This is a genomic window from Streptomyces sp. CA-181903 (assembly GCF_050937075.1).
Taxonomy (GTDB): domain Bacteria; phylum Actinomycetota; class Actinomycetes; order Streptomycetales; family Streptomycetaceae; genus Streptomyces.
The window spans coordinates 3,258,715-3,278,980 of record NZ_JBNJLY010000001.1 but is presented as its reverse complement, the minus strand read 5'-3'; the positions used below and the strand labels follow the sequence as shown (position 1 = coordinate 3,278,980).

The window sequence follows — 20,266 nt, the reverse complement described above, 5'->3', positions numbered from 1 at the left end:
TGCCGTGTCACCGTCCCCCGTCACCGCTTCGCGTAGTCCGTGAACCCCTGCCAGTCGACGAGCACGCACGCCTCGTCGCCCACGACCCAGGCGTCGTGGCCCGGCGGGCAGGACATGACGTCGCCGGGGCCGAACTCCTCCTCCTGCCCGTCGTCCATCACGACCTTGAGGCGGCCCGACACGACGTACGACGTGTGCGCGGCCTGGCAGCTGTCGGTGCCGGCGATCGGCCCGACGTGCGTGGACCACCGCCACCCCGGCTCGAACGTCGCCCGGCCCACCGGCCCGGTGCTCAGGCTCACCAGCTCCAGCCGCCCCTTGCCGTCCTCGAACGGCCGGACCTCCTCCGGGGCGTCGAAACCCTTCCGCATGAGACCGGCCATGGCGCTCTCCTCGGTTCGTCGGTCCTCGGACGTCCCGGCCGTCCCAGCCGGCATGCCCGGCACGTCCGGCCCGTCCTCATGAACGTAGGCGCGCACGGCGGTGGGCGGCGAACGGCGTGGGCCGGACGGGTGACGTCGCGGACGGGAACGGTCGGTGGGGCCGGACCAGGAAACGGCGGCGCACGCGGTGGCCACCGTGGGCGCCGCGGCCACCACCCGGCGCCGTCGCCCGGCGGCGCCGCCGCGCCCGCGTCCTCCGCCGTTCCCGTGCTTCCTGGCGCCTCGCATCGCGAACTCCGCTTGTCGGCCGCTGGTTCCGGCCGTCACCACTCTTTCGGGGCCGGGCCCGCGGCACGCCGGACTCCGCCTTTCGGCAGCGCGGCTTGAACCTCACGTCCCGTGAGGAGGCAAGGTGGAGCGGTGATCGCTTCCCCTTCCACGACCTGGCGCGTGGGCCCACTGGCCGAGGCCAGTGGCTTGACCGTGCGCACCCTCCACCACTGGGACGACATCGGGCTGCTGAGCCCGTCCCGGCGCACCGCCGGCGGCCACCGGGAGTACACGGAGACCGACGTCGTCCGCCTCTACCAGGTGCTCGCGCTGCGCGGCCTCGGTCTGGGCCTGGAGACCATCGGCCTGTGCCTCGACTCCGGCGTCGACCCCGCCCGCGTCGTCCGGGACCACCTGGCCGAGGTGGAGGCGTCACTCGCGCGGCTCGGCACCCTGCGGCAGCGGCTCGCCCGGCTGCGGGACGCGCTGGAAGGGCCCGGGGACGCGCTGGAAGGGCCGGAGGGTGCGCCGGACGGGCCCGGGGTCGCGGACGGACCGGGCCGGCCGCCGTCCCCGATCGGTCCGCTGCTCGACGCCCTGCGCGCGACCGGCGGCGCCGCCGGCCACGGCGAGCGGGTGCTCCGGCGGCACGTGGACGCCGACGGCATCGACGTCCTGGGCACTCGCGCCGCCGGTCTCGGCCCCGCCGCGCACTATCTGCTGGAGGTCGAGTGGCCCGAGCTCTACCGCCGCGCGGAGCGGCTGCGCGTGGACGGGGTGCCGCCGGCCGATGCCCGGGTGCGGCGGCTGGCCGCCCGCATGGACGAGCTGAGCACGCTGTTCACCGGCGGCGACCGCGAGGTCTCGGCGGGGGTGCGGCGGGCGTGGGACGCGGACCCCGCCGCCCTGTCCGGCGACCCGGACGCCCCGGCGGACGACTGGCGTGACCTGTCCGCCTATCTGGACGCCGCCCGGCGGGGAGTGGACGGATGAGCCGCCGTGCCGGTAGGCGTCGTCAAGTCCGCGTCCATGAAAGGGATTTCAGCGCGCACGTCCGCGCCTTGGTCCCCCTCCTTCCGCTTCTCCTCCTCGCCCTCCCCGCCTGCTGCGCCCTGACGGCGTTCGGAGTGCTGCCCTGGTCCGTGCCCGTCGTCGCCCTGCCGGTGGCCCTGGCCGTGCTGTGGGTGCGCCGCTTCCTGCGGCTCTCGGGCCGGAGAGTCTGAGAGGGGCCGAGAAACGGGGGCGGCGGCCCTCACAGCGTCTTGACCAGCCGCGCCGCCTCCGCCAGCGGCAGCGACGGGTATGTGCCCCGGACCGCCCGTACCGCCGCCGCCACGCCCCGCTCGTCGCGGATCCGGCGCAGGGCGGGGGCGTCGACGGCGGCGCGGAGTTCGTCGAAGGAGGCGAAGGTCCGGGTGTACCAGTCGCGTCGCCTGCGGCGGTCCGCGTACGCCTCCGCCGTGCCGGCGAGGACGGTGCCGAGCGCGGCGCAGAGGGCGAGGGCCCAGAAGGCGTGGGCGGCGTAGGCGACGACGGCCAGGACGAAGGCGACGGCCGCGCCGCACCACAGGGCCAGGCGGGGAAGGTGCATGGGCGGAGTGCCTCCTGTGTCGTGCGGTGCTGAACAGGGCGGCCGCGGCCGCCGCTCCGCAGCGCGGTCGCTCGGACCCTAGCCGTTCAGGCCGTCGCCACCGGCCACTGCCCGCCCGGGAACGCCCGGTTGTCCTTCGCCTCGCCCTCCACGGCCGTCATCTGCTGCGCCTGGGCGCCGAGCGCGGCGACGAGCGTGGTGACGGCGGTGATGATGAGGGCGGTGTTGACGCCGGCCTCCTCCACGATGATGGCCGCGCCGGCCGCCGAGAACACCACCGAGCCGAGCGCGGCGATGGCGGCGATGATGGCGGCGATGAACTTCACCAGGATGACGCCGAGGGCCACGTAGAAGGCGAGGCCCGCGACGGCGGAGAGGGTGAGCGCCGTGGCGATCTTGTCGGCGCTGGTGGCGATCTGCGTCGCCGCCGTGGGCTGGAGCTTCACGGCCGAGGTGTAGGCGGTCGCGCCCTCGCCCTTCCACTGCTTGGGGGCCCGGAGCGCGTCGGCGGCGACGTTGCCGGCCACGTCGGTGGCGTGCCCGCGGACGTCGTGCTGCCAGGTGTACGCGTCCTTGAAGGCGGTGACGGGGACGGCGGCCCCTTGAGGAGCTCACCGATCTTGTTCAGGATCCACTTGCCCAGTTCGATCAGCTTGTTGGCGCACCAGATCAGCGCCTTGCCGATGATCTCGGGTACGTACCACTTGTTGGCGGTCGACTCCGCTTTCGGGCCCACCTGGTTGAGCTTCGCCGTCAGGGTGGTCAGCCCGGAGTTCAGCTTGTCGACGGTCGCCGTGTACTGCGCGGCGTTGAATGCCACGATTCCCCCTGTTGTTGCCGTGCTTGCCGTGCCTGCCATGCCTGTTGCGCTTGCCGTGCCAGGCGTACTGCCGTGTCCGCTGTGCCGCTGTGCCGCTGTGCCCGTGCCGTGGTTCAGTACGCCTTGGTGACGCTCTTCGTGGTCTCCACCTCGTGGTCGTCGTACGCGCGGGCGTTGACCGCCAGCGCGTCCGCGACCTCCTTCGTGCGGTCCCGGCCCTCGGAGGTCCGGGAGGAGATCTGGTTCACCGCGTCCATATAGGCGGAGACGAGGATCTGGAACAGGCCGGCCTCCAGACGGGTCATACGCAGGCCCTCCACGGTGTTGTGGATGCCGGCCAGCGTGGTGCTCTGCTTGTCCCACATCCGCGCGTCGGTGCGGATGCCGTCGGTGATGACCTTGAGGTCGGTGTCGCCCATGGGCTGCTGCCTCCGGTGGTGTTCGGCCGCTGCGGACGCGGCCGGTCGGGACGGATCCGCGCGCGACCGAAGCCGGCTCGGCCGGCTGGATGGCGCGGCCGGTTGGTCGGCGCGGACGGTTCGGTCCGGCTGGACGGCGCGGTCGGCTGCGCCGGTTCAGTCGGCCCGGTTGGCCGGTTGGCCGGTTGGCGGGTCGGCCCAGCCGACCCGGTCGGCCCAGCCGGTTCAGTCGGCGAACCGCGCCGGATCGGCGAGGATGGCCATGGCCTCCTTGAACAGGCCGTCCAACTGAGGTGCGGACGGCCCCCGCGAGGCCCCGGCGGCGAGGCGGTCGCGGGCGTCGGCCAGGGCCTCGGCGAGCGCCTGGTTCAGCCGCACGGCGGACCGGCCGTCCGCCCACGCGGGGTCCACGGAACAGGAGACCAGCGAACCCTGGGCCACGGTGACGGACACCTGACCGCCGGCCGACCTGCCGGTGAACGTCTCCGGCTCGGCCGCGGCCGGCCCGGTGATCGCGTCCAGGTCGAACAGGGACAGCATCTCCTCGGCCACCTCGTCGAGGCGGCGCGGGAGGACGTGCCGGAGGTCGAGCTCCGGCAACTCGGGCGGCGCCCCGGCGGATTCCGCCGCGCCCCCGGGGGCGGCGGCGGTGAACGGTGAGGCGGCGTCGAGCCGTTCGGCCCGGCGCTCCCAGTCCGTGCCCTCCAGCGACCGCGACCAGCCCTCCAGCCGTTCCCGCAGCGCGGATTCGTAGGCCGCGGTGACGGCGGCGTCCAGGGCGTCGGGCGCCTGCCGCCGCTGCCAGTCCGTGGCGAAGGCGACGCGCTCGGGCAGTCCGTCGCCGGCGAGCCTCACGGTGACGGCGCCTTGGGGGTCACTGCCGGTGACCTCCCGCGGTACCTGTTCCCGCATGTCCGCCATCAGCCGTTGGATGCCCAGGATGTGCTCCCGGGCCTGGTGCAAGTCCGCGAACGGGTCGCCGTTCACCGATCCCCCTTCGTTGAGCACGGCACGGAGCCGCTTCTTCCGAAAAGGGTGAACGACGCCGCGTGCTTGACGTGCCGTGCACGCTAACACGCCGCCCCCGCCCGGCCGAGAGATGCGGGCGGGATTCCGTTTGACTGGTGGGCCGGATGTGGCGCGGGTGCAGGGTGAGCGTGTTGATGCGGGTGGTAATCACCGCCGGTGAAGCGGGGGTTGCGGTGGAGCCGCCGCTCGCCGCACGCGTCCCGGTCGGCTCGTCCGCCCCTGCCGAACCGGTGCCGGCCGCTCGCGCGGTCCGCTCCTTACCGGTCGTTCGACCGCCCCGCGTACGGTCCGTTCCTACCGGGCGTTCGGCCGTCCCGCGTACGGTCCGTTCCTTACCGGCGTTCGACCGTCCCGCGTACGGTCCGCTCCCGCGCGCTCGGTTCGCCCGTGTCGGCGTCTCAGCGCTCGACTCGCCCATCTCCGTGCCACACGCGCAACCCTCCCCACTCCACCCCCCACCTCCCTCCCACCCCTCAACACTCACCTCACCCCCTGCACCCCTCAGCGCCCAACCCGCCCCAAGAACACCGGATTGGTCATCGCCACCATCACCCCGGCAACTCCCGCACCGTGGCCGGGCGGCGGACCTCCGCCCGTACGTACGCGGCCCGCGCCGGCGTCGTCCGCCATTCCACCCGGCCGTCCGCCGGGAGCGGTACGGACAGCACCGTGCCCTGGTCCGTCACGAACGCCGCCGTGCAGCCCGCCGGCGCCCCGGTGACCGCCAGGCGGACCGTCACCTCGGTGCCGGACCCGGCCGGGAGGCGGCCGCCGATGCCCGCGTGGGCGCCGCCGCCGGTCGTGGCGGCGAAGGAGAGGCCGATCGCCGAGGACTCGGCGATCCAGCTCCGCCCCGCCCGGATGCCCGCCAGGACGGCGTCGTGGGACAGCTCGTCGGCGAGGACGACCGTCTGGGGGAGGCCGACGGTCTGCGGCTCGCGGTGGGCGTCGCTGTTCCCCATGGCGGGCAGCCACCGGCCGCCCTCCCGGGCCGCGCCGGCGAGCAGGGCGTCCCAGGTGGCGACGGCCATCTCGTCGTCCGGGGTGAACGGGCCGTTCCACACCTCCACGGCGTCCGCGTGCTCGTAGCCGAACTTCCAGGAGCAGCCGACGCACGTGCCGTACGGGTGCGCCGGGACGACCAGGCCGCTGGCGCGCCGGATCGCCCGCGCGTGCCGGCCGAACGCGTCGTCCCGGACGCGGTAACGCCAGTCGACGAACGTACCGGGGTCGGTGCCCAGGGCCAGGACGTGGCCGTTGCGGGTGGTGACCTCCTCGCCGGTGAGGATCAGCAGGTCGTCGCCCCACAGGCCCTGCCAGGCGGCGTGGCCGGACGTGGTGTTGTGCTCGGTGGTGACGATCCAGTCGAGCCCGGCGGCGCGGGCCGCCGCCGCGATCGCGGCCGGGGTGCGGAGGCCGTCCGAGTGGACGCTGTGCAGGTGCCCGTCGCCGCGGTACCAGGCCCGGCCGCGGCCCTTCGCCCGCCGCGGCGGGTAGACCGGCTTCGGCGTGGTTCCCGGCGGACCGTACCGGAGGGTCACCGTCACCTCGTACGTCATCCCCGCCGGCGCCACCGTGTACGGGCCGAGGACGACGTGCCAGGTGCCGGGCCGGACGGGACCGGGCAGATAGCCGGGGGTGGCCCGTTCGGCGCTGATCGCGAACTCCGTACGGGCGCCGCCCGACCAGCCCCGGAAGCCGTCGGGGCCGGTGCCGCGCTCGTCGAAGATCCCGATGTCGCAGGCGTTGCCCGGCACCCCGGGCGGGACGGGCGGCCGGTCGTAGGTGTACGAGACCGCGATCTCGCGGACGCCGCGCGGTACTTCCACGGGGAGGTGGACGAAGTCGGGCGCGCCGGCCGGCAGGCTGCCGGTCACCTTGCGCGTCTCCGTCGTGCCGTCACCGCCGCGCCCCGGTGGGCCGGCGGCGTGAGCGAACGTCACGCCGTCGAGCGTAAGGGCACCCGCCGCCCCCGCGACAGCCGTCAGTTTCAGGACACCCCGTCGTCCCATCCGCCGCTCCACGCAAGACCTCCGGTGCCGTCGTCTCGTGCCGTGCAGTCCTCACGCCGTGCAGACCTCGTGCCGTGCAGTCGTCGTGCCGTGCAGACCTCGTGCCGTGCCGTCCCCGCGCCCCGCCCCGTCCCCGCGCCCTGCCCCGGGCCCGCGCCCCGCCCCGGGCCCGCCCTCCGCGGACCGGATCCCACCGTTCTACGCCACCCGCGCGCCCCGCGGAACGGACGGTGCGACGGACGGCGGATGACGGTCGTGTGTCGCCCGTTCGACATGGGTCACGCGCGGCCGCCCAGGGATTACCGTGGGTACAGGCGACAGACGGAGGTTCTCCCGCATGCGGATCGCGACCACGGTCTTCCTCACGGACGAGACGATCACCCCGGTCCGGCTCGCCCGAGAGCTCGAACAACGCGGCTTCTCGGGTCTCTACCTGCCCCAGCACACCCACATCCCGGTCGAGCGGACGACGCCCGCGCCCATGGGCGACCCGCTGCCGCGCGAGTACGGGCGGGCCTACGACCCGTTCGTCGCGCTGGCGCAGGCCGCCGCCGTCACCCACCGGATCACCGTGGGGACGGGCGTCGCCCTCGTCGCCCAGCAGGACCCCGTCGTCCTCGCCAAGCAGGCCGCCACCCTGGACCACCTCAGCGGCGGCCGCTTCACCCTCGGCATCGGCTACGGCTGGAACGTCGAGGAGGCCGCTGACCACGGCGTCGAGTGGCGGACGCGGCGTCGGCTGGTCAGGGACCGGATGGCGCTGATGCGGGCGCTGTGGCAGGAGGAACCGACGGCGTACGAGGGCGAGTTCGCGTCCGTGCGGGCCAGTTGGGCATACCCCAAGCCGCTGCTGCCGGCGCGGCAGCGGGTCGGCGCGCCGCCGCTCGTCGGGCCGAGGACGCTGATCGGCGGGTCCGCCGGGCCCGGGCTGTTCGCGGCCGTCGCGGAGTACGCGGACGGCTGGCTGCCCATCGGCGCCGGCGGGCTGCGCGAGGCGCTGCCCCGGCTGCGGCAGGCGTGGGCGGACGCGGGCCGGCCGGGGGAGCCGGCCGTGGTGCCGTACGCCGTCCATCCGTCGGCGGGCAAGCTCGCGCACCTCGCCGAGCTGGGCATCGAGGAAGTCGTGGTGGGGCTGCCGGCGGCGGGGGAGGGGGAGGTACTGCGGGCGCTGGACGCGCATGCGGAGTTCTTGTGAGGGGTGGGGTGCCCCGGTCCCTCCCCTTCGCCGCTTCCTGGGGCTGTGCCCCAGACCCCCTTGTCGCGGCTTCGCCGCTCGTCCTCAATCGCCGGACGGGCTGGACAGTCAGCCCGTCCGGGGGTGCGGGGGCTCGCCCCCGCAAGAAACTGGGGGCACCTCCCGGCGGTAGCTGGGGGAGAAAGGGCGGGACCGGGGCGAACCCCTACCTCACGGACCGTGAGCATCGGCACAAAATCCCTGGCGGAATGCCCCCTGGCCGCACCGCACCGCCCTCGTATGCTCGGGGGATGACTTCGAGCGCACAACGGCCCGTCTCGTCACCGCCGACCGCCAACGCGATGCGACGCGCGCTCAAACGGGCCCGGGACGGCGTCGCGCTGGACGTCACCGAGGCGGCCGTGCTGCTCCAGGCGCGCGGGGACGACCTGGAGGACCTGTGCGCCTCGGCCGCCCGCGTCCGGGACGCGGGGCTGGAGGCCGCCGGGCGGCCCGGGGTCATCACCTACTCCAAGAGCGTCTTCATCCCCCTCACCCGCCTCTGCCGCGACCGCTGCCACTACTGCACCTTCGCCACCGTCCCCGGCAAGCTGCGCCGGGCGGGCGAGGGGATGTTCATGTCCCCGGACGAGGTGCTGGCCGTCGCCCGCCGGGGCGCCGCGATGGGCTGCAAGGAAGTCCTGATCACCCTCGGCGACAAGCCCGAGGACCGCTGGCCCGAGGCGCGCGAGTGGCTGGACGCGCACGGCTACGACGACACCCTCGCCTACGTCCGGGCGATCTCCATCCGCATCCTGGAGGAGACCGGGCTGCTGCCCCACCTCAACCCGGGCGTCATGTCCTGGACCGACTTCCAGCGGCTCAAGCCCGTCTCACCGTCCATGGGCCTGATGCTGGAGACCACCGCGGAGCGGCTGTGGAGCGAGCCGGGCGGCCCGCACCACGGCTCGCCCGACAAGGAACCCGCCGTCCGGCTGCGGCACCTGGAGGACGCGGGCCGCAGCTCCGTACCGCTCACCAGCGGACTGCTGCTGGGGATCGGGGAGACGGTGGAGGAGCGCGCCGACTCGCTGTTCGCGCTCCGCCGCGTCTCCCGCGCGTACCACGGCATCCAGGAGCTCATCCTGCAGAACTTCCGCGCCAAGCCGGACACGGCGATGCGCGGGATGCCCGACGCCGAACTGGACGACCTCGTGGCCACGGTCGCCGTCGCCCGGCACATCATGGGCCCCTCCGCCTGCCTCCAGGCGCCGCCGAACCTGGTGGACGAGGAGTTCGGCCGGCTGATCCGGGCGGGCGTCGACGACTGGGGCGGCGTCTCGCCGCTCACCCCCGACCACGTCAACCCCGAGCGGCCCTGGCCGCAGATCGACGAGCTCGCCGCGCGGTCCGCCGCCGAGGGCTTCGAACTGAAGGAACGTCTCGCCGTCTACCCGGAGTTCATCCGGCGCGGAGAACCGTGGCTGGACCCGCGCATCCTCCCGCACGTGCGCGCGCTGGCCGACCCGGAGACCGGGCTGGCACGTGAAGACGCCGTCGTGGAGGGCCGCCCCTGGCAGGAGCCGGAGGAGGTGTTCGTCCCCACCGGCCGCACCGACCTCCACCGCACCATCGACAGCGAGGGCCGCACCGGCGACCGGCGCGCCGACTTCGACGAGGTGTACGGCGACTGGGAGGCGCTCCGCGAGGCGGCGGCCCCCGGCATGGTGCCCGAGCGGCTGGACGGCGACGTCCGCGCGGCGCTGCGGCAGGCCGCGGACGACCCCACGCGCCTGACGGACGCCGAAGCACTCGCGCTCCTGCACGCCGACGGGCCTGCCCTGGACGCCCTCTGCGGCATCGCCGACGACCTGCGGCGGGCGACGGTCGGCGACGACGTCACCTACATCGTCACGCGCAACATCAACTTCACCAACGTCTGCTACACCGGCTGCCGCTTCTGCGCCTTCGCGCAGCGCCGCACCGACGCCGACGCCTACACGCTCTCGCTGGACCAGGTCGCGGACCGCGCCCAGCAGGCGTGGGAGGTCGGCGCCGTCGAGGTCTGCATGCAGGGCGGCATCCACCCCGACCTGCCCGGCACCGCCTACTTCGACATCGCGCGGGCGGTGAAGGAGCGGGTGCCTGGGATGCACGTGCACGCCTTCTCGCCGATGGAGGTCGTCAACGGCGCCTCCCGGACCGGGCTTTCGATCCGCGACTGGCTCGCCGCTGCCAAGGAGGCCGGCCTCGACAGCATCCCCGGCACGGCCGCCGAGATCCTCGACGACGAGGTCCGCTGGGTGCTCACCAAGGGCAAGCTGCCGACGAAGGACTGGGTGGAGGTCGTCACCACCGCCCACTCGCTCGGCATCCGCAGCTCGTCCACGATGATGTACGGGCACGTGGACCAGCCCCGGCACTGGCTCGGCCACTTCCGGAAGCTGGTGGAGATCCAGAAGGAGACGGGCGGCTTCACGGAGTTCGTGACCCTGCCCTTCATCCACACCAACGCCCCCGTCTACCTCGCCGGCATCGCCCGCCCCGGGCCGACGATGCGGGACAACCGGGCGGTGACGGCCATGGCCCGGGTGCTGCTCCACCCCCACATCACCAACATCCAGACGAGCTGGGTGAAACTGGGCACCGAGGGCGCCGCCGAAATGCTGCGGTCGGGTGCCAACGATCTGGGGGGCACGCTGATGGAGGAGACCATCTCGCGGATGGCGGGCTCCTCGTACGGCTCGTACCGCTCGGTGCGCGACCTCGTCGCCATCGCGGACGAGGCGGGGCGGCCGTCGCGGGCGCGGACGACGCTTTACGGGGAGGTGCCGGAGGAGCGGCGGGCCGCCGCGGCGGCTTCGGACGGGCATCTGCCGCGGCTGCTGCCGGTGTTGGGGACGCCCCACAGCCCGTCCGGCGATTGAGGACAGCGCCCGCAGGGCGCTTCGGGGGTGCGGGGGCTTGCCCCCGCAAGAAACGGTGAATGGGGGTGCCCCCTCTGGGGGAGGGACCGGGGCACAGCCCCCCGCAGGGGCCCCCGCGTGTTGCCGACCTGTCGCACACACTCGATCGGACGGCAACACTCCCGCGCATAGGGTGTGCCGCATGTCTACGCCCCAGAACCCCCACCAGCCCCAGCAGCCGCACCACCAGGGCCCCCGCCCCCGCAAGCCCCGCAGGGCGGCGGCTTCGGAGGCCCGCCGCCCACCTGGGGCCCGGAGGGCACGGGCCATGCCCAGCCGACGATGGTCGGCGGCCAGCCGGCCGTACCGGCGCCGCCACCGGGTCACGGCTCCGTACCGCCCCCGCCACCGGCCCACGGTTCCGTACCGCCCCCGCCCGGCCCGGTGCCCGGCGGCGCTCCGGGGCCGTACGGGGGCGGGGCGCCCGGCCCGTACGGCGCGGGGCCCGGCATGGCACCCATGCCCGCGCCCACACCGCCGCCGCGACGCGGGAACAAGAAGGTGCTCGCCATCGTCGGCGGCGTCGTCGCCCTGGCGGTCATCGGCGGCGGCATCGCGTTCGCGGTCAAGGGCGGGTCCGGGAACGACGACAAGGACAAGAAGGAGGAGGCCAAGGGGGCGGCGTCCACCGCGCCCAAGGACCCGTCCGCCCCGCAGGCGTCGGCGTCGGCTTCGGCGCCCGCCGCGGACGGCGGCGGGAAGGCCCCCGCGGGCTGGCAGACGCAGGTCTACGAGCGGCACGGCTTCGCCTACGACGTCCCCGGCAAGGGCGAGAAGTGGAAGGTCCTGCCCGGCGACACGATGATCTCGTACACCGCCGACGGCAAGCCGGTCGTCGCCATGTCGGGCACCGCCGACTTCCATGAGGGCGGCTGCTCGTCGAATCCCAACCCCGACACCTTCGGCGAGGCCGGCAAGGGCCAGCTCGCCACCGTCGGCACCACCGGCGGCGGCAAGGACGGCGACCTCCAGACCAACGCCCGTAACTGGGCGGGGAACTGGGGCGTCATGGCCTACGGCGGCACCGGCGCCAACAAGCCGAAGATCGAGGTCGGCCAGGCGACGCCGTGGAAGCACAACGGCATCGAGGGCTACACCGCCACCGCGAAGGTCAAGGTGACCCACCGGCCGAGCGCCTGTGTGCCGCCCACCGCGATCGTGAAGAGCATCGCGCAGAAGCTGCCGGACGGCACTTTCCACGGCTGGGTGATCTACGCGGACCAGGGCGTCCCGGACGCGCTGTCCGAGGCGCAGATCGACAAGATCATGCAGACGGTCCGTCCGGCCGCCGCGCATTGAGCGCGCACTGAGCGGGCGTTGAGTGAGCCTTGAGCGAACGCCGGCCGGGCGTCGAGCGGGGGCCGGCCGGGCGATGACCGCGCATGGCCCGGCCCGCGGCACGACGGCGGCGAGCACCCGAGGACCTCGGAGGGGTGTGGCCCCCGGGTGCCGCCCGGCACCGGGCCGGGCCTCGCGCGCCGCCACGCCCTCGGGCGGTCAGGCCACGCGTCGCCTCACTCGCCGTCCGTGACCGTCGCGGTGAACGCGCTCCACGCCTCGGGGGTGAAACCGAGCACCGGGCTCTGCGGGTCCTTGGAGTCGCGGACGGCGATGGCGCGGGGAAGGGGGGAGGCGACCTCCACACAGTCGCCGTGCGCCAGCGAGTAGGAGGACTTCCGCCAGGTGGACTTGCCCTGCTGAATGGCCATGGTGTTGCTCCGTTGCCTGTGAGTACTGCCTGTGGTCAGAAACGCCGGTTTCCCGAGGTGGAATCGACGGTACGCGCCAACATCAGATGCTGAGCTGGCTGTTCACCCGACCGGATGGCATATTCCAGGCACCCCTTCCGCGGAGGTGGCGGCAGGTGTACCGTTCCGCCTCCCGCGTGGCGGGGGTTGCGGCAGGGGCTACGCGCGGGCGCCGTCGGCGGCCCGGTACTCCTCCGCGACGCGGAGCATGAACTGCCGTGAGTGCTCGGCGTTCAGTGCCTGCATCCGCAAATGCTCGTACATCACGCTGTACGCCTGGACGTCGTTCGGCTTCTCCAGGTAGAGGTCGCTGGTGATCCCCTCCAGGTACACCGTGCTCGCGTCCTGCGGGTCGTGGAACTCCAGGATGCAGAACTTGCCGTACATGCCCGGGTGCGCGCCCACGTCGTACGGCAGCACCTGCACGGTGATGTGCGGCTGGAGACTGAACTCCACCAGGTGCTCCAGCTGTTCGCACATCACGGCCCGGCTGCCCACCACCCGGCGCAGCGCCGCCTCGTCGATGACCGCCCACAGGCGCAGCGGGTTGTCGGGGTCGCTGATGCGCTCCTGCCGCCGCATCCGTACCTGCACCCGGCGTTCGACCTCCGCCGCCGTGGCCTCCGGCCAGGAACCCTCGGTGACGGCGCCGGCGTAACCGGGCGTCTGGAGCAGGCCGGGGACGAGCGACGCCTCGTAGATGCGCAGCGAGGCCGCGTCCGTCTCCAGGCCGATGTAGACGCTGTACGGGATGTCGCCGAACGCGTGCCACCAGCCCTGCTGGCGCGACTCCTTGGCCATCTGCATCAGCGAATCGACGATGCGGTGGTCCTCGACCCCGTACACCCCGCAGAGGTCGCGGACGTCGCGCTGGCTGATGCTGCGGCGGCCGTTCTCCAGCCGGCTGATCTTCGACTGCGACACCAGCAGCCGTTCGGCGACCTCCTCCGCCGTCATCCCCTTGAGCTCACGGAGCTTGCGCAGCTCCTGCCCCAAGCGGCGCCGCCTTACGGTGGGATTGACACTGGACGCCACGGGACGCACCTCCGGCTCCGTCATGCTGCTGTCTCCTGCTCCCGCAGCCTGCCACCACCGGCCGGGGCGGCGCTGGAAAACGCCGACACAGGATCTCGCTCACGGTGACCGTGGTCACGACGGCGACATCCCCGCCGGAAGCGTCCGGCGGTGCGCCCACTGTGCCCCGGGGTGCGCCGGGGCGGTCGGTCACGCCGTAGGCCGCGATTCCGTTTCGGCGTTCCCTGTGGGGTCCGGGGGGTTGCCGCCCCGTGGCCCCCGCGGCGGCCGCGGTCCCTTCCGGTTCCGCGGCCGGGGGGTGTGGTGCGTTGCGCTCGTGCGTGACGCCTGTGCGCGGCGTGCCCGATGGTGCGGTCAGCCCTGCGTCGGGGCCGTCACCTCACCGTGATCGCCGTCTCCGTGACCGGAGTTGACCGCTCCGCCGCGCCGCCGGTGCCGTGCGGCCCGGTCGGGCGGCGGTGCGGTGCCGCTGCGGCGCGGTCGCGATGTCGCCACGGCGACCTCACGGCGTGGCGGCGGCGTCGGTACGGCGACCTTACGGCTGGTGCGGCTCCGCCACGGCGGCCTTACGGCGTGGTGGCGGCTCCGTCACGGCGGATGCCCACCGGTAGGGAAGCGACCGGACCCGGTGACGCCGGTGCGGGTGTGCTCCGCGCCGGCGCGCACATGAGGTGACGCGGTGTCTGCCGCCGTCCGCCGACCGGGATCACGCCGGCCGGGACGCGATGGCTGGGACGCGCCGACCGGGGTCGCGGTGGCCGTCGGTGGTCGTGCCGGCGGCCACCGCCGCCCGGCGTTCACCGTGCCGGGTGTCGCCGCCGTACGCCGCGTCGCCCGTCCGGTGCTCCCGAGTCCTGCCGCGGCGTCACGAGGCCGCCGCGCGCGCCATCACCCCGCCGTGGTGGGCCGCTTGCTGAGGAACGGTTTCAGCAGGTGCCACACCGCTGCGGACGGCCGCCGTCCGGCGGCCCGAACCGCCGTTCCCGCCGCCGGCCACGGCCGCTGCCGCGGGCCGGCGCGGCTGCGCCCCGACGCCGTTCTGGACGTCCATCACGGCGTGCGCCACGAGTCCGCCCATCGGATCGTGCCGGATGAGGTCCCGGAGCCTGGAGCGCGACGAGCGGCCCTCGTTGCCCGGATAGAGGTGCTTGCCCAGGCCGACCGCGTGGGCCAGCGCGGCGAGCGCCGCGGTCCGCGGGTCCGGCGGCACGCCGGTGCGGATCGCACTGTCCAGCCGGGCCCTGATCTCCCGGCTGATGGCCGTGTCCGTCGCCTGGTACCGGGTGGTCGGCAGCACCCCGCACATCTGGCCGGCGACGGCGTGCACCATGCCGCACCGCTCCAGATGGGTGAGGTACGTCTGACGCAGCCCCAGCCGGGGCCCGCCGATCCAGTGGACCGCGCGGACCGGACTGCCGCGGCGGCGCAGCAGTTCGAGCGCGGTGTCCAGGGTCGGATCTCCTGTCGGCCGTGGCATCACCACGGCGATACGATCCCCGTCAGGGGCTATCCGTCCGGCCAGAGCCAGCTCCACTAGCTGGGCTCCGGCGAGACCGAGGTCGAGCGACTGCGGCTGCGCCGTGGTCCCCGTGGCCGGGTCCAAGGCGAGCAGCAGAAGCTCCTCCGGAATTGTTCTGCGGCTCCTGCCCATCCATGCCTCCCCGCGTGGATGAGTGACAGGGTGACCCCTCTCACATTGGTCTGTCGAGAGTGCGTGGTGGCTTCGGGTGGGAACCGGTAGGTATGTCGTCTCGTCTTGCACATGGGTGAAGCCGGGGAAGCCGCCTGCCGGGTGGTCGCGCGGTGGCACGCCGACGGCAGAGCACACTGGTAGACGTTGAGAATGTCCGGAACGGCGGAGCGCGCGGCGCTTCGTCCCGGCGTACGGCGTGGGAATCGAGGAGGCATCGGTGGCGGGCGAGTCCCCCGACAAGTCTGAGCAGGGGAAGCCGTCGGGGGAGGCGGCCGGCGGCGAGCGCGACCCGAGGCTCGGGATGCACCGGGAGACCGGAGCGGCCGTGGCCGTGGCCGGTGGCACCGGTTCCCACGCGGATCAGGACGACCAGGACGGCGACGACACCGCGGCCGGGGGCGCCAAGGGTGCCACCGGCGCCAAGGACGCCGACGGCAAGGGCGTCAACGGGAGCGAGCGCGGCGAGGACGGCGAGGACGGCGAGAGAGACGCGGAGGGTGCCGATGAGGGCACCGCGTCCTCCTCTTCGGCGTCCTCGTCTTCGGCGCCCCGGCCGGACGTGAAGGACGCGAAGGGTGCGAAGGACGCGGGCGGCGCGAAGGCCGACGCCTCCGTCGGCCCTTCCGCCTCGCCGTCCGAGGGCGACGCGGAAGCCGATGCGGATGCAAAGCCCGCCGCCTCGGGAGCGGGCCGGGTGCCGCCCGGCGACGCCCGGCTGAAGGCCGCCGTCGCCGCGTGGATGGCGAACTCGGACGACGAGGAGTCCGAGGGCGGACCCGAGAACAAGGCCGAGGGCAAGACGGGGAGCAAGACGGGCGGCAAGACCGACGCTTCTCCCGCCGACCAGCCGACGCAGCTGATCAAGGCCCCGGCTCAGGCCCAGGCCCCGGCCGGCGAGGCCGCCGAGCCGAAGAACGGCAAGGACCGCGACGGCTCCGACGCCCGTCCCGTGGACCGGCCGACCGCCGCCTTCGGCATCGTCCGCCCGGACGCCGGGACGAAGAGCGACTCTGAGAACGGCCCGAAGGGCGGTGCTAAGGACGCCCCGAAGGATGCCCCGAAGGGCGGCGCGAACGGCACCGGACGGGACGCCGGGAAGCCCTCCGGCTCCGGCGCCTCCTCCCCCGACCAGCCGACCGCCCTGCTCAAGGCCCCCGCCGTCCCGCCGGAGGCCCCCGGCGCGCCCAAGGCGGGTGCCCGCCCGGGTGCCGACCAGGGCCGGAGCAGCCGGTTCGTTCCGCTGAAGTCGGACGACGAGGCGCCCGCGCTCGGCAAGAAGGCCGCGCCCGGCGCCCCCGCGGCGTCCGCCGGCACGCCCTCCGCCCCCGCGCGGCCCGAGGCACCGGAGCGCCCCGCCGTCCCCGTCAAGGTCACCCCGCCCGCCCCCGCGGCCCGCCCGGTGCCCGGCCCCGCCGGTCCCGGCGGCCCCGAGCGCACCACGCAGACGCCGATGCCCGTCGGCCCGGACGGCGAGAAGCAGGCGCCTCTGGACCTGCTGGCCCAGCTCACCAACACCCCGCCGCCGCCGGAGACACCGGTGCGGACGGCGATGCGCCGGGTGAAGATCTGGACGCCTATAGTGGTGCTCCTGCTGATCGTCTTCTGCGTGGTGCAGGCGTTCCGCCCGTTGCCCGACGCGTCGCTGGTGCGCGGCAAGCAGGCCGCCTACACCTTCGGTGGCGAGAAGTTCGACATGAAGTGGCCCACCGAGGGCCAGTCCGCCGCCAAGGTGCTCGGCGTCGGCGACCTCGGCACGTACGGGCCGCAGAAGCCGGTGCCGACGGCGAGCATGGCCAAGGTCATGACGGCGTACGTCGTGCTGCGCGACCACCCGCTGAAGATGCGCAAGGGGCCGGGCGGCCAGGACGTTCCCGAGCAGGGTCCGGCCGTCACCATCGACGAGCGGGCGGAGAAGGAGGGCAAGGCCAAGGACGAGTCGGCCATCCGCGGCCTGCGGGCCGGGCAGACCTTCTCGGAGTACGACATGCTCCAGATGCTGCTGATCCCGTCCGGCAACAACATCGCCCGTCAGCTCGCGCGGTGGGACGCCGGCTCGGAGGAGGCGTTCCTCAAGAAGATGAACGACACCGCCAAGCAGCTCGGCATGAAGAACACCACCTACACCGATGCCAGTGGCCTCAACAAGACCACCGTGAGCACCGCCGTGGACCAGGTGCTGCTCGCCGAGCAGGTCATCAAGGACCCGGTCGTCCGGTCCATCACCACCAAGCCCAACACCCCGATCAAGGGCCTCAACGAGGGCATCAACAGCAACATCGACGACCTGCTGATCAAGCACAGCGGTGTGCTGGGCATCAAGACGGGCTCGTCCTCGCCGGCCGGCGGCACCCTGATGTGGGCGGCGCGCAAGCGGCTGAACGGCGAGGAGGTGCTGATCGTCGGCGCCACCATGGACCAGCACTTCAAGGGCGGTCCGGACGTCAACGCCGAGATGAGCCTCAGGATGGTCAAGCGCGTCAGCTACGAGCAGCTGACCGCCGTGCAGAACGCCCTCCAGCAGGCCGTCGTCGTCAAGAAGGGCCAGGTCGTGGGCTGCGTCGACGACCAGCTCGGCGGGAAGACCGAGGTCGTCGCCACCAAGGACGTCAAGAGCTACGGCTGGGGCGGTCTGCAGGCGAAGTTCGCCCTGGACAAGAAGAAGGGCGCGGCGCTGCCGCACTCGGCCAAGGCCGGCACGGTCGTCGGTGAGCTCGTCGTCGGCAGTGGGTCCGAGGCGGTGCGGGTGCCGGTGGCGTTGAAGAAGGCGCTCAGCGAGCCGTCCTTCGGTTCGAAGCTGACCCGCCTGGGCTGACCGACCCCGACCGACCGGCTACGGCCGACCGGCCCCGGCCGACCGGCTACGGCCGGCCAGTCCGACGGCCGGTCGTGGCCGACCGGCCCCGGTCCGACGGGAACCGTCCGGCCACCGGCCCGCAGGGGCCGGTGGCCGTTTCGCGGCCGGGTTCCGCCCGCGGGCCGGGCCGTCCCGCCGGCCCGCGAGGGCGGCTCGCACGGGCGCCCGGCACTCCGTAACGGCCCGGAGCCATTTCGCGGTCCGGGGACCGCGCCGCCGCCCGTGCTAGCGTCGCGCGGGGTCCGCGCAGGTCGCGGGCCTGTCGCGTGCCGGACCCGGTCGCGTACCCGGAGGCACCGGGACGGCCGGGGCATGCGGGAAGATGGGGGAAGACCTCGGGGAGACGGGGAGAGCCGCAGTGACCACCGTGGGCCCGGCGCGGGCCGGGAAATCCGAAGAGCAGGCAGGCGCCGCACCGGCAGGGGCGGGCGCCGCTCCGGCGCGCCCCGGTGCTTGGCCGCGGGCCCGTGCGGTGCTCACCGGCACCGTGCCGGTCACCCTGTTCGTGGCCGCGGTGCTGCACGTGGTGTGGCGGTTCGTCTTCGCCAACAGCGGCGGCGACCTCGCGGCGCAGGACGCCTGGGCCGAGTTCGCGCTCCAGCACCCGACCTCCGCGTACAACCTCGCCTGGTACGGCGGCATGCACCCCGTCTCGTACAGCGTGATCTCGCCGTACCTGATGGCGCAGCTCGGTGTGCGTCCCACGATGATGATCGCGGGGACCGTCGCGTCCGGGCTGATCGCGCTGCTGCTGGTGCGCAGCAAGGCCGTCCGGCAGCCGCTGTGGCCGTCGCTGTACGGCGCCTTCGCGCTGGTCTGCAACGCGATCTCCGGGCGGGTGACCTTCGCGCTGGGTTCGATGTTCGGCCTGGCGGCGGTGGCCGTGATATTCGCCTGGCCGACGCGTTGGCGCGTCGAGCGCCGGTATCGCTGGCCGCGGGCGCTGCTCGCCGCCCTGATGGCGGGCCTGGCGACGGCGTCCAGCCCGGTGGCGGGCCTGTTCGTGGGGATAGTGGCCGCCGCGCTGTGGCTGAGCAGGCGCCGGGCCGCCTCCTACTCGCTGGGTCTGGCGCCGGTCGTGGTGGTGGGCCTGTCGGCGTGGCTCTTCCCGTTCTCCGGGCAGCAGCCGATGGACGTTCCCTCGACGGTCCTGCCGCTGCTCTCGGGCGCCTTCGCGTTCGCCTTCGCCCCGCGGTCCTGGCGGACGGTCCGGATGACGGCCGGGCTGTACGTGGTCGGCGTGATACTGGTGTGGCTGATCCCCTCCCAGATCGGCACCAACATCGCCCGGCTCGGCATGATCTTCGGTGGCGTGGTGCTGCTCGCCGCCCTGCAGGAGGCCGAGGTGCCTCCGCGGGCGCAGTGGCTGCGCGCGGGCCGGATGTGGACCGCGTCCGTCCTCGCGCTGGTCACCGTGACCGTCTGGCAGGTGGTGAACTCCACCGCCGACATCATCAACACCACCCCCGCCGCCTCCTGGGCGCGCGAGATGGCGCCCCTCGTGGACCGGCTGCAGAAGGTCGACGCCGACCGCGGCCGGGTCGAGGTCGTCCCGGCCCGCAGCCACCGCGAGGCGTCCGCCCTCGCCCCGTACGTGAACCTGGCGCGCGGCTGGAACCGGCAGGCCGACATGAAGCGGAACCCCGTCTTCTACAAGGAGGGCCTGCTCACCCCGCAGAGCTACCGCACCTGGCTCGACCGCTGGGCCGTGCACTACGTCGTCCTGCCGATAGGCGAGCCCGACCACGCCGCCGTCAAGGAGGCCGAGCTCGTCGGCAAGGGCCAGCCCTACCTCGACGAGGTGTGGCACGACTCCAACTGGCGCCTGTTCGCCGTCAAGAACCCGACGCCGCTCGCCGCGCCCCCGGCGGAGGTGCTGCGCGCCGATGCCGACGAGCTCTCCCTCACCGTCCGGTCCCCCGGGCCCGTCCTCATCCGCATCCCCTACACCCCGTGGCTGGGCCTGGTGGACGAGTCGGGCAAGCCCGTCGAGCCGCCGAAGGCCGGCCCCGACGGCGGGCCGGCGGTGAACGAGCGCGGCTGCCTCACCAAGAAGGTCGAGCAGCCGCCGGGCGAGGACGACCCCGAGGACGACTGGACGGTGCTGCACGCGCCGCACCCCGGTACGTACCGCATCGGCGCGCCCTACAAGCTGCCGCGCGGGACGGGCTGCCCCGACGACATGGCGCCGTAGCGGCGGCGAGGCCGGTAACGGCCGCCACCGGCCCGGCGTGCGCGCCGCGCCGGTGGCATGCCCCGTACGGCGGGTGTC

The 20,266-nt window shown here is 73.9% G+C and carries 16 protein-coding genes and 1 pseudogene; 7 read left to right on the top strand and 10 right to left on the bottom strand.

The genetic code is table 11. The features are described from left to right. Positions 1-20: 20 nt before the first annotated feature. Positions 21-383 (bottom strand): cupin domain-containing protein, encoded by a 363-nt coding sequence (locus ACQEVS_RS14530; RefSeq protein WP_433020340.1) that lies wholly within the window; start codon positions 381-383, stop codon positions 21-23. A 420-nt stretch (positions 384-803) separates the two neighbouring features. On the opposite strand from ACQEVS_RS14530, the gene ACQEVS_RS14525 reads away from it, so the two are divergent. Together ACQEVS_RS14525 and ACQEVS_RS14520 are read left to right on the top strand one after the other, a co-directional pair. Continuing rightward, positions 804-1,646, top strand: a complete 843-nt coding sequence (locus ACQEVS_RS14525) for a MerR family transcriptional regulator (RefSeq protein WP_433020337.1) — start codon at positions 804-806, stop codon at positions 1,644-1,646. A gap of 68 nt (positions 1,647-1,714) precedes the next feature. Further along, the gene (locus ACQEVS_RS14520; RefSeq protein ID WP_433020334.1) at positions 1,715-1,876 is read left to right on the top strand and encodes a hypothetical protein; all 162 of its coding nucleotides are present in this window, start codon (positions 1,715-1,717) and stop codon (positions 1,874-1,876) included. Between the two features lie 29 nt (positions 1,877-1,905). Here ACQEVS_RS14520 and ACQEVS_RS14515 read toward each other — a convergent pair whose 3' ends face one another. From ACQEVS_RS14515 to ACQEVS_RS14490, 6 genes and pseudogenes are all read right to left on the bottom strand, one after another. Further along, a complete protein-coding gene (locus tag ACQEVS_RS14515) occupies positions 1,906-2,244 on the bottom strand; it encodes a hypothetical protein (protein ID WP_004952073.1) in 339 nt (112 codons plus the stop codon). 86 nt (positions 2,245-2,330) lie between these two features. Then, entirely contained in the window at positions 2,331-2,771 is a 441-nt protein-coding gene (locus tag ACQEVS_RS14510) for a hypothetical protein (RefSeq protein ID WP_433020331.1), read from the bottom strand. Then, entirely contained in the window at positions 2,687-3,064 is a 378-nt protein-coding gene (locus tag ACQEVS_RS14505) for a hypothetical protein (protein ID WP_433020328.1), read from the bottom strand. Before ACQEVS_RS14505 ends, ACQEVS_RS14510 begins: the two co-directional genes overlap by 85 nt. Positions 3,065-3,177: 113 nt before the next feature. Continuing rightward, entirely contained in the window at positions 3,178-3,483 is a 306-nt protein-coding gene (locus ACQEVS_RS14500; protein ID WP_433020325.1) for a hypothetical protein, read from the bottom strand. 225 nt (positions 3,484-3,708) lie between these two features. Then, positions 3,709-4,470, bottom strand: coding sequence for a hypothetical protein (locus tag ACQEVS_RS14495; protein ID WP_433020322.1), 762 nt, complete (start codon positions 4,468-4,470; stop codon positions 3,709-3,711). 543 nt (positions 4,471-5,013) lie between these two features. Beyond that, a pseudogene (locus ACQEVS_RS14490) lies at positions 5,014-6,524 on the bottom strand (CehA/McbA family metallohydrolase). Positions 6,525-6,861: 337 nt separating this feature from the next. Here ACQEVS_RS14490 and ACQEVS_RS14485 point away from each other — a divergent pair. The 3 genes from ACQEVS_RS14485 to ACQEVS_RS14475 all read left to right on the top strand — a co-directional run bounded on the left by ACQEVS_RS14485 (position 6,862) and on the right by ACQEVS_RS14475 (position 11,963). Beyond that, on the top strand, positions 6,862-7,719 hold the full coding sequence (locus tag ACQEVS_RS14485) for a TIGR03619 family F420-dependent LLM class oxidoreductase (RefSeq protein WP_433020319.1): 858 nt from the start codon (positions 6,862-6,864) through the stop codon (positions 7,717-7,719). 290 nt (positions 7,720-8,009) lie between these two features. After that, positions 8,010-10,625: a bifunctional FO biosynthesis protein CofGH gene (locus tag ACQEVS_RS14480; RefSeq protein ID WP_433020316.1), complete on the top strand. Its 2,616-nt coding sequence runs from the start codon at positions 8,010-8,012 to the stop codon at positions 10,623-10,625. Positions 10,626-11,114: 489 nt separating this feature from the next. Further along, entirely contained in the window at positions 11,115-11,963 is an 849-nt protein-coding gene (locus ACQEVS_RS14475; protein WP_433020313.1) for a hypothetical protein, read from the top strand. Positions 11,964-12,178: 215 nt separating this feature from the next. On the opposite strand, the gene ACQEVS_RS14470 is transcribed toward ACQEVS_RS14475, so the two are convergent. From ACQEVS_RS14470 to ACQEVS_RS14460, 3 genes are all read right to left on the bottom strand, one after another. After that, positions 12,179-12,373, bottom strand: coding sequence for a DUF397 domain-containing protein (locus ACQEVS_RS14470; protein ID WP_398272672.1), 195 nt, complete (start codon positions 12,371-12,373; stop codon positions 12,179-12,181). A gap of 198 nt (positions 12,374-12,571) precedes the next feature. After that, positions 12,572-13,447, bottom strand: coding sequence for a helix-turn-helix domain-containing protein (locus ACQEVS_RS14465; RefSeq protein ID WP_040891976.1), 876 nt, complete (start codon positions 13,445-13,447; stop codon positions 12,572-12,574). Positions 13,448-14,312: 865 nt separating this feature from the next. Beyond that, complete coding sequence (locus ACQEVS_RS14460; protein ID WP_433020309.1) at positions 14,313-15,098, bottom strand: GOLPH3/VPS74 family protein; 786 nt, start codon at positions 15,096-15,098, stop codon at positions 14,313-14,315. Positions 15,099-15,357: 259 nt separating this feature from the next. Between ACQEVS_RS14460 and ACQEVS_RS14455 the strand changes: the two genes are divergently transcribed. Both ACQEVS_RS14455 and ACQEVS_RS14450 read left to right on the top strand, forming a co-directional pair. Next, complete coding sequence (locus ACQEVS_RS14455; RefSeq protein ID WP_433020306.1) at positions 15,358-17,952, top strand: D-alanyl-D-alanine carboxypeptidase; 2,595 nt, start codon at positions 15,358-15,360, stop codon at positions 17,950-17,952. A 400-nt stretch (positions 17,953-18,352) separates the two neighbouring features. Beyond that, positions 18,353-20,188: an MFS transporter gene (locus tag ACQEVS_RS14450; RefSeq protein WP_433020303.1), complete on the top strand. Its 1,836-nt coding sequence runs from the start codon at positions 18,353-18,355 to the stop codon at positions 20,186-20,188. Positions 20,189-20,266 lie beyond the last annotated feature (78 nt).